The sequence below is a fragment of the Serratia sp. TSA_198.1 genome (assembly GCF_052686505.1).
In genome coordinates, this window is the sequence record NZ_JBQZFP010000001.1 from 272888 (window position 1) to 286565 (window position 13678).

Here is a 13678-nt window from a genome sequence, read left to right on the forward strand (position 1 = left end):
CTGTCATGAACCTTCACTTACCTCATTTGATGCCGCTGGTGTTGTCCACCGCGTTGCTTAGCGGCTGCACGACATTTCCAGGTTCGCACCTGCCTACTCAAGGGAAAGCCAAAGTCACCCAGCAGGATGAAGACTTCGATTTGGATAAGCAGGTCCAGGTGTACCGCGTAACGCCGATGCTGCTGGAAAAAATGCGCCGCGTGGAGCCGGTGGCCCGGCCAAACCCGGCGCTGGACCAGCGCTTGCAGAGTTACCAATACCGCATCGGCGTCGGCGATGTGCTTAACGTCACCGTTTGGGACCATCCGGAACTGACCACGCCTGCCGGCCAATACCGCAGCGCCAGCGATACTGGCAACTGGGTGCATGCCGACGGGGCGATCTTCTACCCGTATATCGGCCGGGTGCAGGTGGTGGGAAAAACCGTCACCGAAGTACGCAATCAGATCGCCAACCGGCTGGCACGCTATGTGGAAAGCCCGCAGGTGGACGTCAGCATTGCCGCTTTCCGCTCGCAGAAAGTGTATGTGACCGGCGAAGTGAAAACCTCAGGGCAGCAGGCGGTGACCAACGTGCCGCTGACGATTCTCGATGCGATTAACGCCGCCGGCGGCCTGACGGACAACGCCGACTGGCGCAACGTGGTGCTGACTCACCAGGGCAAGGAACAGCCCATCTCCCTGCAGGCGCTGATGCAGCGCGGCGATACCGGCCAGAACCAACTGCTGCAGCCGGGCGACATTCTGTATGTGCCGCGCAATGACGAGTTGAAGGTGTTTGTGATGGGTGAGGTCGGTAAACAGGCGACGCTGAAAATGGACCGCAGCGGCATGACCTTGACGGAGGCGTTGGGCAGTTCAGAGGGTATCAGCCAGACGGTGGCCGATGCCACCGGCGTGTTCGTGATCCGCCCGAACGGCGGCAAACAGCCGCAGCGGCTGGCGTCTTTGTACCAGTTCGACCTGTCTGATGCTGCTGCACTGGCGATGGGCACAGAATTTCAGCTGGAACCTTACGACGTGGTGTACGTCACCGCAGCGCCGATTGCGCGCTGGAACCGCTTGATAAGCCAGCTGGTACCGACGATTTCCAGCTTTAACGACCTCAGCGAGGCCACGTTGCGGGTGCGTAACTGGTAACCCCGCCACGCTGACTTAAGGAACACCGATGATGAAGAATAATGCAATGCCGATTGTGATGGCCGAGCAGGACGAGAAACTGGACTGGGAACGGCTGATTGGCCCGCTGTGGGATAATCGCTGGCGCATTTTGCTGGTGACCGGCGTCGCCGGTGTCCTGGGCTGTGCCTATGCCTTGATGGCGACGCCTATCTATCAGGCGACCGCGCTGGTGCAGGTGGAAAAACAGCTTTCGGGCGATTCGCTGCTGCGCGAGACGCTGGACAACTCGATGGGTTCGATGGGTCAGAATTCAGCGACGCAAGATGAGGTTTCGCTGGCGAAATCACGTTACGTGATTGGCAAAACCGTGGACGATCTCGGTTTGACGGTGCGCATCAGCCCGGATTACTTTCCGCTGTTCGGCAAGGGGCTGGCCCGCCTGAGCGGCGAACCGCCACCGGTATTGCTCATCTCGGGGATGACGGTGCCGGCGGCGATGCAGGGCCAGGAACTGACCCTGACCGTGCAGGATAAGCAACATTATAGCCTGAGCCATGATGGGAAGAACTTGTTTAGCGGCACCGTCGGACAACCGCTGAAGCAGGGGGCCTGGGCGATGAACGTCACTGCGCTGGAGGCATTGCCGGGCACTGAGTTTAGCGTGGTCAACGTGCCGCGCCAGCAGGCGGTGGACGATCTTCGCAACCTGCTTGACGTTGCCCCTGGCGGCAAGGAAAGCGGCATTATGACGTTCAACCTGGCCGGCGAGGATCCGCAGCGCGCCGAAGCGGTGCTCAAGAGCATCACCGATAACTACCTGCAACAGAATGTGGATCGCAAAACCGAGGAAGCGCAGCGCATGCTGGCTTTCCTGCACGAACAGCTGCCGCGCACCCAGACGTCGCTCAACAACGCCGAGAATCAGCTCAACCAGTTCCGTCAGCAAAACGACTCGGTGGACCTGACGCTGGAAGCCAAATCGGTGCTGGATACTCAGGTTCAATTGGAGGCCCAGTTGAATGAGCTGACCTTCAAAGAAGCGGAAATCTCCAAGCTTTATACCCGCGTGCATCCGGCCTATCGCGCACTGCTGGAAAAGCGCGCCACGCTGGAGGCGGAAAAGGCGCGGCTCGGCAAACAGGTGCAGACGTTGCCGAAAACGCAGCAGGAAATTCTGCGTCTGACCCGCGATGTGCAGGTGGATCAGCAGGTATACATGCAACTGATGAACAAGCAGCAGGAATTGAGCATCAGCAAAGCGGGCACCGTGGGCAATATCCGCATTATCGATGAGGCGGAAAGCGGTCTGCGGCCGGTAAAACCGCAAAAAGCGATGATCGTGCTCTTCGCGTTGTTGATGGGGGGCGTGCTGTCAGCGTCGATCGTGGTATTGCGCGCGGCGCTCCAGCGGGGCGTCAGTGACACCGAGGCGTTGGAAAAGCGCGGTATCAATGTGTATGCCACGGTCCCGTTGTCGCCGTGGCAGCAAAAACGTAACCGCACTCACCAGCAGCTACTGGTCAAAAATGGCGGTGACAAGCTGCCGATCCTGGCCAGGGAAGAACCGGGGGATTTGTCCGTCGAAGCCATCCGCAGCCTGCGCACCAGTTTGCACTTCGCCATGATGGAGGCCAAAAACAATATCCTGATGGTCTCCGGCGCCAGCCCCGCCAGCGGGAAAAGTTTCACCAGCACCAATCTGGCGGTGGTGATCGCCGAGGCGGGCCAACGGGTGCTGCTGATCGACGCAGACATGCGCAAAGGATTCCTGCACCGTTGGTTCAACAACAGCGCCAAGGGCGGGTTGTCGGACATGCTGTCCGGGTTGATTGCGCCAGATCAGTCGGTGAAGAAAACCGCTATCGCCAATCTGGATTTTGTGCCGCGTGGCCAGGTGCCGCCGAACCCGTCCGAACTGCTGATGCATCAGCGTTTCGCCGACTTCCTGCAGTGGGCGAGGCAGAACTACGATTTGGTGCTGATCGACACGCCGCCGGTGCTGGCGGTGACCGACGCCGCCATCGTGGGTCACCATGTCGGCACTGCGCTGATGGTGGTGCGTTTTGAGGTCGACACCGTCCGGCAGATCGAAACTAGCATGCGTCGTTTCGAGCAGAACGGCGTGGCGATTAAAGGGGTGATCCTGAACGGCATGGTGAAAAAAACCGCCACCGACGCCGGCTACTACGCCTTTGCTTACCCCAGTCATCAGGAAAAGGTGTAATCGCGCATGAAAGCGATGCTGATGAACTCCCTGTGGCTGATGTTGGAACGGATATCGTTGAGCCTTTCGGGGATTTTCGTTTCGGTGTACGTAGCGCGTTATCTGGGGCCGGCGCAATACGGTCTGATTAACTATCTGCTGTCGGTGATCGCCATTGCCGTGCCGCTGGTACAACTGGGGGCGGATGCGGTGTTGTTCAACCGCGTCGCCAAGCGGCGGCGCAGCGGTATTCGGCTGATGATGGCCTCGATGCGTTTGCGGCGCCAGCTTTTTGCGCTGATCGCCGTGCCGCTGATGGCCTGGGCTGTGCTGACGCAGGATCGTACCAGTCAGATCATGATGTTGTTGATGCTCGCCAGCGCGTATTTCTCTATTCAGGACGTCTACAAGATTTATTACGACGCGCTGTTGAAATCGAAGCTGAACACGCTGATCAACAACCTGGCTCTGTTGCTGTCAATCATTCTGCGGCTGGCGCTGGTGCATGCCAAATTGCCGTTGGAATGGTTTGCCGTGCCCTATGTTGTGAGCAGCCTGATCCCGTACGCCGTGCGTTGGGTGCTGTTTCGCCGCGAGCAGGGCGGTATGCGGGCGATCAGCGGGCGTCACAAGCGGCGCTATGGTCGTTATCTGTTAAAGGTAGGTTTGCCGCTGGCGGTCTCCGGGTTGTCGATCGTCGTCTACACGCGTATCGATCAGATCATGATCGGCAACGTACTGGGCGAGCACAGCGTCGGCTTGTACAGCGCGGCGATTACCCTGAGCCAGGGATGGATATTCGTCCCCATTGCCTTGATCACCTCAATGATGCCGGGCGTGGCGAATGCCCGCTCATTGGCCGAACAGGAAGGACGTATCCGGTTGCTGTATCTGGTGGTGTTGTCGCTCTCCATGCCGGTGATCTTGCTGCTGTCGTTGTTCCCGGGTCCGATCGTGGCGCTGATGTTTGGCGACAGCTACCGCGAAACCGCCACCATCTTGGCGCTGTGTTCGGTGACGTCGTTGTTCTCGGTGATGGGCACCGTGTCCTATCGGGCGATAGTGCTGTTTGGGGGCTATCGATTTATAGCGATAAAAATGCCGCTGGCCGCGTTGGCCAACGTGCTGATGAATCTGGCGTTGATACCGCGTTACGGCATAGTAGGTGCGGCGGTTTCAACCCTGATAACGGAGTTTATTTCATTCTTTGTACTTAATGGCTTCTTCAGAAGAGGGCAAATTACGAGATTGCAGTTGACCTGCTACCGTTGTTTACCTCAGTTAATAGGGAAGGTGCGAGAAATTTATGTTAAATAATCTGGTGAAGGGTTTTTACCGTAATATGCCCGACGCGTTATATCATCAGTTAAAATACGCTCTGTTTTTTCGGAAAATACCGCATTTGTCGCAGCCGAAAAGATATAGTGAAAAATTAATGCGCAGGAAGGTCTATCCTTTGGCGATATATACTCAGCTATCCGACAAATATCGGGTGCGCGACTATATTGAAAAGCTGTGGGGGAAAGAATACCTGATCGATCTTTATGCGCACGGTAATCAATTAACCGAGGAAATGTATCAGGCATTACCTGACGCCTTCGTGATCAAGGCAAACCACGGCAGCGGTTATAACAAACTGGTGTTCGATAAAAGCCAAACCAGCTTCAATGAGTTACGGGTGTTAACCAACAGCTGGCTGCGGCAGAGTTTTTATCAGGTTTACCGCGAACGTCATTATAAGGATATCCCGCCGTGCATCATGGTCGAGAAAATGCTGCTGGAAGAGGGGCAAACGCCGAATGATATCAAGATCCACTGCTTTAATCAGGGGGGAGATATTCGGTTTTTCATCCAGATAGATTATCAGCGCTTTATTGATCATCGGCGAGATTTTTTTGACGCCGACTGGAACCGCACCGAGATCCGCATGGGCGTGCCAAACAGTGAAGTGCCCATGGATAAACCCAGCAGGCTGGAGAAAATGTTGCTCCTGGCACGGCAGATGGCGGAGCAGTTCTCTTATGTGCGCGTGGATTTTTATCAGGTGCAAGAGCGTATCTATTTTGGCGAACTGACGTTTACCCCGGGGGCCGGGTTGCAAAGGCTGATGCCAGAAACCATTGAACAGGAGTGGGGCAGTTATTTTCAGGATTAATTAAATGACCGGTAGGCTGCGCGTATTTTAATCGCTGCAGGATGGGGGGGAATAACCGGGCAAGGATATGCTGGGATAACAAACTATTCCGCTGGCATTACCACTGTTTTGCCAGATGATAATATATTGTTGAGGTAGTAAATGGACTTATCAATTGTCATGCCCGCTTTTAATAATTCAGCCAGTCTGGCCGCAACATTAGTCCGTATGACCAACGCCTGTTTCGGGTTCGATTATGAAATTATTGTGGTTGATGATGCATCAGAACCAGAAGAGTTGGAAAAAATGCGCAGTTTATTGGCCGCTAATCGTCGGGCGCGCCTGCATGAAAATAAAGTGCGCAGTAACACGGCGGCGTCCTGTAATACCGGCTTCCGCCTGGCGCGTGCAGAGGTGGTTTTCTTTCTGGAACCGGAGGATTTCTTCAGCACCAATTATATTATTCGCCGGCTGAAACGCCACCAGGATACCCGGCTGGACATTGTTTTCGGCAATTACAGCACGGTGAATGACAAGAATATCCGCAGCTATAGATTTGATTACAAAGAGGGGGCGACTGGGGCGGATTTTTTATTTCTCGATATGGGCGATATTCGCACTTCCGCCATCAGCCTGCGTAAAAAAGATGACCGGCGTTTTTTGTTTCCCGAGTTCCTTTACAAATACCAGGACTGGGGGTTTTTGGTCAATGCCACCAATCTGGGCGCCAGGGTGGCCTTTGACGAGGGGCTCGGGGTGTTCATCCGTTGCGGCGATGCCGCGACGGATCGCAGCCGGATGAACATCGACGCCAGTGAACAGTTTATTGACGCTTACCTGAACGCCAGCGGCCGCTATATCAGCGGGTTTGCCAGCAAACACCTGTTGGCTTCGTTGTACAGCGAGAATCTGCAGGCGTTCAACTATTACTCATCGCGCGCGGAGCATCACGCTCTGAGCAGCAAGTTCAAGGCGATCAAACTGTACGGCGACTGCCTGGCCAGACTGGGGCTGTTTCCGTTAGGGGGACGCCTGTTGCGCACAGCCCGTGAGGGGTTTCGGAGATGACATGCAACAACGGAAAGTAGCGATCGTGATTGAGAACATCGCCGAAAAAGGCGGTACCGAGCGGGTAGCCAGCAGCCTGGCCAACGCGCTGTCCGCGCGTTTGGGCCATCAGGTGGATCTGGTGTCGATCAGCGGTGATCGGGCGTTTTACCCGCTCGAGCCAGAAGTTAAGTTGCGCTTCATGTCAGGCAGGTCCGCGCTGTGGCCCTGGCGGCTGGCGCGGTTTCTGCGGCGCGGGCGCTATGACGTGATAGTCACCGTATCTATGGGCAAACTCTCGTCGATCATGGTGCCGTATCTGCGGTTGTTGTGCCCGCATAGCCGCTTGCTGCTGAGCGAACACGTCAGTTTCCATCAGTATGCCTGGCCGATGAAGTGGCTGAAGGTGTTGGTCTATCGGCTGGGCGACCACACCGTGCTGCTGACCAAGAAAGATCTGGCCACTATCAGCCGCTGGGTGCCCGAGCATAAATGCCGGGTGATCGAGAACGTCTCGCCGTTCCCGATACGGCCGCCGCAGCAGGAGCCGCAGCCGGTGGCGTTGGCGGTGGGGCGGCTGTGTTACCAGAAAGGCTTTGACCGCTTGATTGCGGCCTGGCAGCGGACGGCGCAACAAGCGGCGGGCTGGCAGTTGCATATCGTCGGCGACGGCCCGGATCGCGCCGCATTGCAGCGGCAAATCGATGCAGCCGGCCTTGGCGAACAGGTGAAGTTGTTGCCGGCGACTCCGGATATCGCCAGTCACTACCGGCAGGCCGGAATGTTGTTGATGACGTCCCGTTATGAAGGGCTGCCGATGGTGCTGATTGAAGCGATGAGCTTTGGCCTGCCGCTGGTGGCGTTTGACTGTCAGACCGGCCCCGCCGAGCTGATTGACGATGGCGGCAACGGTTATCTGGTGCCGGAAGGCGATATCGCTGCCTTTAGCCAACGCACCCTGGCGCTGATCGCTGACGGCGAGTTGCGTAAGCGCTTCTCCCTGCATTCGCTGGAGCGGGCGCAACAGTACATCCCTGAACGTATATATCCCCAATGGCAACAGCTTATCGCTGGAGGTTAAGATGGAAAAGGTGTCAGTAATCATGCCGGCGTACAACGCCGCCGGTTTTATCAAAGAGTCGATCCTGGGTGTGTTGAACCAGACTTATCAGGATTACCATTTGTATGTGATCGACGATGCTTCGACGGACAACACCGCAGACGTGGTTAAACCCTTCATTCACGATCGTCTGACCTACATTCGCAACAACACCAACCAGGGCGTGGCCGAAACCCGCAACATCGCCATTGAGGCGGCGCGCGGCGACTATATCGCTTTCTGCGACAGCGACGACGTCTGGCGCGAAAACAAGCTGGCGCGCCAGGTCGGCGTCCTGAAGACCAACCGCTACGACGTGGTGTGTTCGCATTATTACACCTTCGAAAATGATCCGGCGCTGGTGAAAAACTACCGTGGCGCAGGCGAGATTATCGCCTACAAGGACATGCTGAAAAGTAACTGGATCGGCAACCTGACCGGCATGTACAACCAGCGCCGGGTGGGCAAGATCTACCAGAGCAAGGTAGGGCATGAGGATTATGTGATGTGGCTGTCGGTGCTGGAAAAAGCGCGCAACCGTCTGGCGTACTGCATTCCTGAACCGCTGGCTTTTTACCGTCTTTCCGCCCACTCGTTGTCGGGCAACAAAATCAAGGCGGCGGACTGGCAGTGGCAAATCTATCGTCGCCATTTGGGGCTGTCCTACCAGAAGTCCTGCTACCTGTTCTTCTCCTACCTGTACAGCGCAGTGATGAAACGACAATGAATATCAGCAAGCTCTCTTTCGCCTGCCTGTTGGCGGGCGTCGGGCTGGCCGTGCAGGCCCATGCCGCGCCTTGCAGCGACAACCTGTTGGCTAACCCCGGCTTTGAGCAAGGCGGTGCGGGCTGGTCGCTGGCTTCCGCAGAGGTGGTGTCCGGCGGCCATACCGGCCAGGCCAGCCTGTTTTATCAAAACCACAATCCGGCCAACTATCACAACATGTTGCAGACGCTGTCGGTCAAAGCGGGCCAACAGCTGGCTTTCGGCGCCTGGGTGCGCGGCGAGAACCTGAAGGGCAAGGGCGACAACCAGGGCGCAACGGTGTTTGTCGAAAGCTACGACGATCAGGGGCGCTTTCTGGCGGGCAGCTACCCGCAGGGCGTGCTGGGCACCAGCGGCTGGCAACCGGTCACCGGCGATTTCAGGGTGCCGGCGCGGGCGGTAAAGGTGGTGCTGGGGGTTTATCTGCGCCGCGGTACGACCGGCAGCGCTTGGTTTGACGACGTTTACGCCTGTCGGCAGCCGGTTGCGCCGGCGCTGTACCAGATGCGCGCAGGCAACGGCGCGGCATCGAGCCTGATCGAGGTCGTGGATCCGCAGCAGGTGCAAGTGGACAGCACGCTGGTCGACGGAAAAAGTGCCGCCGTGAAAAGCGACAGCCGCCGTTACCGCATTGAAGGGAAACAGCAGGTAGAGTTCACGCTGCCGGCCGGGCTGGCCGCCGGGGAATACCGCCTGCAGCAGCAGGTGACGGACGTGGCGACTCAGCGCAGCCAGCGCAGCGAGATGCCGATCAGCGTCGGCCGCCCGCAACCGAAAGTGGCGCTGGATGCGCAGGGCTATACCCTGAAACAGGGGAAGCGTTTCTTCCCGCTCGGCATTTACATGTACGGTGAGATGGCGACGGATGAGCACCTGGCGCGTATCCGCGATGCCGGTTTCAACACGCTGCTGAATTACAACTACGGCACCGTGGGCGATCCGAACCGTTATTTCCGCAAAACGCAGCAATATGGTTTGCAGGTGATTTTCTCGCTGAAAGACCTGTATCCCGGCACCCGGTTCGCGCCGCAAACCAAACTGAGTTACCCGCAACTGACGGCGAATTACGTCGAAAAGTTCAAACATGAACCGAACCTGCTTGCCTGGTACATCAACGATGAGCTGGGGCCGGAGTATGTGCCGCAGATTGAAGAAAAACACCTGCAGGTGAAACGACTGGATCCGGATCACCTGACGTTCCAGGTGCTGGACAAGACCGGCACGCTTAACGCCTATTTCAACAGTTCGGACGTGCTGGCCAGCGATCCTTACCCGGTCGGCAGAGATGCCGATCTGACGCGAACCCTGGAATACACGCGTATCACCAGCCAGGTGGCGCGCCAGGTCAAGGGTGCCTGGCTGGTGATGCAGATCATGGATCACGCCGCTTACGCGCCAAAACGCAAACCGCGCCAGCCCACTGAGGCGGAGATGCGCAATCAGGCCTGGCTGGGCCTGATTGGCGGCGCGAAGGGCATCTTGTTTTATTCCTATACCGACTTGTTCTACAAGCGCCAACGCGGCGGCTTCAGCCAGCGGGAGTTCGATGCGGTTTGGCGAGGCGTGGCCAGCGTAGCGCAGCAGATTGTCAGCTTTAACCCCTACCTGCTGTCTGGCGAAAGCGTCTTGCTGCAGGGCAACAATACCGCCATCCCGGCGCGGCTGTTTATCAACGGCGAGCGCGGTCTGGTGTTGATCGCCAACCCTTACTATCGGCCGATGTCGGCGCGTTTCGATCTGCCTGCGGGCTGGCGAGCGCAAGGGAAGACGCAGATCGACGCGCAGTTGTCGTCGATGGGCAGCAGCGCGGTAGAGGTGCAACGTCAAACAGAAAAGAAAGGATAACCGATCATGAAAACCACCCTGAGCCTGATTATTCCGGTCTATAAGGTCGAGGCTTACATTGAGGCGTGCCTTTGCTCGGTACTGCAACAACTGCCTGATTGGGCGGAGGTGATCATTGTGGACGACGGCAGCCCGGACGACTCCATCGACATTGCCGAAGAGGTGTTGTGCCGTTACCCGCAACTGAAACCGCAGGTCAGCATTCTGCGGCAGCATAACCAGGGGCTGAGCGAGGCGCGCAACAGCGGCATTGCGCATGCCGAGGGGCAACATGTCGGTTTCCTGGATTCCGACGATGTGCTGCTGGAAGGGTATTTCAGCATTCTGGGCCGGCTGTTGGCGGATAACCCGCTGGCGGACATCGTGGCTTTCAATGCCCAGCGATTTTCCGTGATGAACAACGGCCAAATCCAGCCGGACTGCACCCTGGCCATCGTGCCCGGCAATGCCGCCCCGCAGGATCGCGACACGCACATGGCGCTGCTGGCGGACAGCTTCAATCGCAGCATGTGGTTTGCCTGGGCGCGTATTTACCGCAAAACGTTATTCGACGAGATGCGTTTCCCGCAGGGGCGCAATTTTGAGGATATTCAGCTAATCCCGCAACTGTACCTGAAGGCGGAACGCATCGTGATGTGCGATACGCCGCTGGTGGGATACCGTGCCAACCCGAACGGCATTACGCGTGCGCCAAAGCGGCGCGATCTGGATGACCTGGATTATGCGATCGCCGGCGCCGACAGCGGGCGGCTCCAGGGAACGGGGAATGGGCTGTATTCGATCCTTTATGTCACCACGTTGAAGGCACGTTTGCTGGTGGGGCTGGATTTTTTCGGGCTGCGCGACGCGTTGCGGGAAACCGGCGAACTGAAACGCCGCTATTCCGGTTTGCGCGCAGAGGAACGCAAACTGCTGAGCCGCAAGAACCGGTTGTTCTATCGCAGCCCGCTGGCCTACTACCTGATGGCCCGGCTTTATAGCCTGCGCGGATAGCGGCGCTGTATTTGCCCATTCCCGGATCGAGTAGGGGCGCCGCATGCTGCGCCCATGTTAAACGGGGTGAATGTATTCGCCCCCCTACAGGCAGAATAAGACCATGGACATCAAAGTCAGCGTTATCATACCCACCTATGGCCGCAGCGAGTTGCTGACGCGCGCCATTGACAGCGTGCTGGCGCAAACCCACCGCGCGTTGGAAATCATCGTGGTGGACGACAACCCGCAAGGCGATGCGCACCGCCTGGCAACCCGCGAATGCCTGGCAGGCTATATTGATAAGGGGCAGATTATCTATTATCCGCGTCGGCACAACGGCGGCGGGGCGCTGGCGCGCAACAGCGGGATCCTGCGTTCAAGCGGGGAGTACATCACTTTTCTGGATGACGACGATTACTACCATCCGCAGAAGATTGCCCACCAACTGGCGTTTATGCGCCAGAGCGATTATGACGTCAGCCTGTGCGATATGGATATTCTGAAAAACGGCCAGATTAACGCAGACCATTATTACCGCGCCCGTTGCGACGGCCTGGAAGACTTTATGTTGGCCGGCGTAGCCTATACGCCGATGATCATGATGCGGCGCAGCGCGGCGATTGCGGTGCGCGGCTTTTTCAACACCCCGCGCTACCAGGACCATATTTTCCTGTATCGGCTGCTGGCGGCCGGGGCGCGCATCGGTACGCTGCATGAACGCCTGGCGGTACATAACGACCATGACGGTGAACGCATTACCTCCAGCCCAAAAGGCATTATCGGGTATCGCAACAAAATGCTGTTCGAGCGGCGGCTGATGCCGCAGATATCGCCCCGGGCGCGCAAGGTTATGCGTCTGCGGCATACCTGCATCGATTCGCGTATCATCACCGACGGCAAGAGCCGGTTGGCGGGCGTAGTGTACGGTCTGAAGGGCATTGTCTACGTAAACAGCGGCCTGATGGCCGGGGTTTACATGAAAAATATCATCCGCAACCTGTTTTTCCGTGGCGTCCCCTTCTGAAGGGCCATGTGTGATGTGCGGTGAAGGGCGAACCCATCCAGAGGAAGATTATGCGCTTTGAACGTTCTACGGTGATCGGCAGCGTGCTGTTGTTGACGGTGCCGCTATTTGCTTTGATACAGAGTATCGCCACGCTGCGTCCAGGAAAGAAAAACTCGATGGCCTATCTGCTGATAGCGCTGTGCTTTTTTTTCTTTTTCATCAAGATCCCGCCGCTGGCGGATCTCTATCGCCACTTTGCCAATTACGCGGCCATCACCTCGGCCACTACGCTGGGTGACGTGATCCAGGGTAAGGTGGACATCGTTCTTTATGCCAACTTTTACATTTTCAAAACGCTGGGCATTCCCTTTTTCGTCATTCCGGGGCTTTACACCGCGCTGTCGGTTTACTGTTATCTCAGCGCGCTGAATATTGTGATGCTGCACTCCGGCAAGACGTTTTCCCCCCGGCAGTTTGTTCTGCTGCATGTGGCTGTGCTGTTTTTGATCAACCCGTTTATCATCGCCATGGGGCTGCGCTTTGGTTTCTCTATGGCCGTGATGACACTCGCCATGACGCTGTTTTGCCATAAGAAAAATCAAACGCTTGCCATCTGCTTGATGCTGTTCGCCATGCTGACCCACTTTTCCAGCATGCTGCTGGTCGGCGTTTTCCTGTGCAGCAGGCTGATGCGCCTGAACCGCCCGCTGACGGTATTGTTCAGCGCCATTGCGCTGGTGACCGCCAAGTTCGCACTGCCGTTTATCCTGTCGCATATTACGATTTCCGGCATCAATAGCTACTCGGACGTCTATACCTCGGGCATGTATGCCAGCGACTATCTGACCAGCGGTAACGCCAACGGGATGATTAACTTCCTGATTATCCTGTTCCCGGCGCTGTTCCTCGGCGGGTATATGCTGGGCAATCCGATGCGCAACCAGGCCGGGGATATCAAAAACGCTGCGGCCTGGCTGGTGGTGTTTGTCTTCCTGTGTTCCAGCTCATTGCAGGCGGCGAGCCGCTATGCGAGCGTGGCGTCGGTGTTCCTGTTGTTTTACTACGTCGCCCACCAGGGTTCTTTCCTGCGCGGCCGGTTTAATTATTTCTTCTTGTGTTTCATGCTGATGGCCACCGGCTACAACCTTATCGAGAATATTTATGTCCCGCGTCGCCCCATCCTGCTGGGGGAAATGTGGCAGTCGTTCTACAAAACGCCGTTGCTGAACCTGTTCTACGGCGAAGAAGAGTACGAGCAGTATCTGCGCTTTATCAACCGCGACAGCGGCGAGTGGATAGGGCACGAAATGGATCTCGGTTAATACTGCCGGATGCGGGCTCTGCCCCGCATCCTACCCCCAAATACCCCAGCCCGGTTTGTTACCCCTCCCATTAAACGCAATCCCTCATTTTTTACTTTTACTTTCAATAAACTGGCCTTTCTTCTCCTGATTATACTTTAGGGGTAGTCACGCTTGCTTCC

Annotated in this window: 11 protein-coding genes; all 11 read left to right on the plus strand. The window is 57.0% G+C overall.

Annotation, left to right across the window (positions count from 1 at the left end; translation table 11 throughout):
- Nucleotides 1–5 precede the first annotated feature (5 nt).
- The 11 genes from ACUTSW_RS01265 to ACUTSW_RS01315 all read left to right on the plus strand — a co-directional run bounded on the left by ACUTSW_RS01265 (nucleotide 6) and on the right by ACUTSW_RS01315 (nucleotide 13517).
- Nucleotides 6–1139 carry a polysaccharide export protein gene (locus ACUTSW_RS01265; protein WP_020439216.1) on the plus strand — a complete coding sequence of 378 codons (1134 nt, stop codon included), beginning with the start codon at nucleotides 6–8 and terminating at the stop codon, nucleotides 1137–1139.
- A gap of 28 nt (nucleotides 1140–1167) precedes the next feature.
- Entirely contained in the window at nucleotides 1168–3345 is a 2178-nt protein-coding gene (locus tag ACUTSW_RS01270) for a polysaccharide biosynthesis tyrosine autokinase (RefSeq protein ID WP_445583483.1), read from the plus strand.
- A gap of 6 nt (nucleotides 3346–3351) precedes the next feature.
- Entirely contained in the window at nucleotides 3352–4641 is a 1290-nt protein-coding gene (locus ACUTSW_RS01275; protein ID WP_004945822.1) for a flippase, read from the plus strand.
- The gene (locus ACUTSW_RS01280) at nucleotides 4631–5479 is read left to right on the plus strand and encodes an ATP-grasp fold amidoligase family protein (protein ID WP_445583484.1); all 849 of its coding nucleotides are present in this window, start codon (nucleotides 4631–4633) and stop codon (nucleotides 5477–5479) included. The genes ACUTSW_RS01275 and ACUTSW_RS01280 overlap by 11 nt, the downstream gene beginning before the upstream one ends.
- Before the next feature lie 141 nt (nucleotides 5480–5620).
- Nucleotides 5621–6526, plus strand: coding sequence for a glycosyltransferase family 2 protein (locus tag ACUTSW_RS01285; RefSeq protein WP_004945816.1), 906 nt, complete (start codon nucleotides 5621–5623; stop codon nucleotides 6524–6526).
- A gap of 1 nt (nucleotide 6527) precedes the next feature.
- A complete protein-coding gene (locus ACUTSW_RS01290) occupies nucleotides 6528–7586 on the plus strand; it encodes a glycosyltransferase family 4 protein (RefSeq protein WP_006326041.1) in 1059 nt (352 codons plus the stop codon).
- 1 nt (nucleotide 7587) lies between these two features.
- On the plus strand, nucleotides 7588–8331 hold the full coding sequence (locus ACUTSW_RS01295) for a glycosyltransferase family 2 protein (RefSeq protein ID WP_445583485.1): 744 nt from the start codon (nucleotides 7588–7590) through the stop codon (nucleotides 8329–8331).
- Complete coding sequence (locus tag ACUTSW_RS01300; protein WP_445583486.1) at nucleotides 8328–10214, plus strand: carbohydrate-binding protein CenC; 1887 nt, start codon at nucleotides 8328–8330, stop codon at nucleotides 10212–10214. Before ACUTSW_RS01295 ends, ACUTSW_RS01300 begins: the two co-directional genes overlap by 4 nt.
- A 6-nt stretch (nucleotides 10215–10220) precedes the next feature.
- Entirely contained in the window at nucleotides 10221–11207 is a 987-nt protein-coding gene (locus tag ACUTSW_RS01305; protein WP_445583487.1) for a glycosyltransferase family 2 protein, read from the plus strand.
- Between the two features lie 103 nt (nucleotides 11208–11310).
- The gene (locus ACUTSW_RS01310) at nucleotides 11311–12213 is read left to right on the plus strand and encodes a glycosyltransferase family 2 protein (protein ID WP_445583488.1); all 903 of its coding nucleotides are present in this window, start codon (nucleotides 11311–11313) and stop codon (nucleotides 12211–12213) included.
- A 50-nt stretch (nucleotides 12214–12263) separates the two neighbouring features.
- Nucleotides 12264–13517 (plus strand): hypothetical protein, encoded by a 1254-nt coding sequence (locus ACUTSW_RS01315; protein WP_445583489.1) that lies wholly within the window; start codon nucleotides 12264–12266, stop codon nucleotides 13515–13517.
- The last annotated feature ends 161 nt before the right edge of the window (nucleotides 13518–13678 follow it).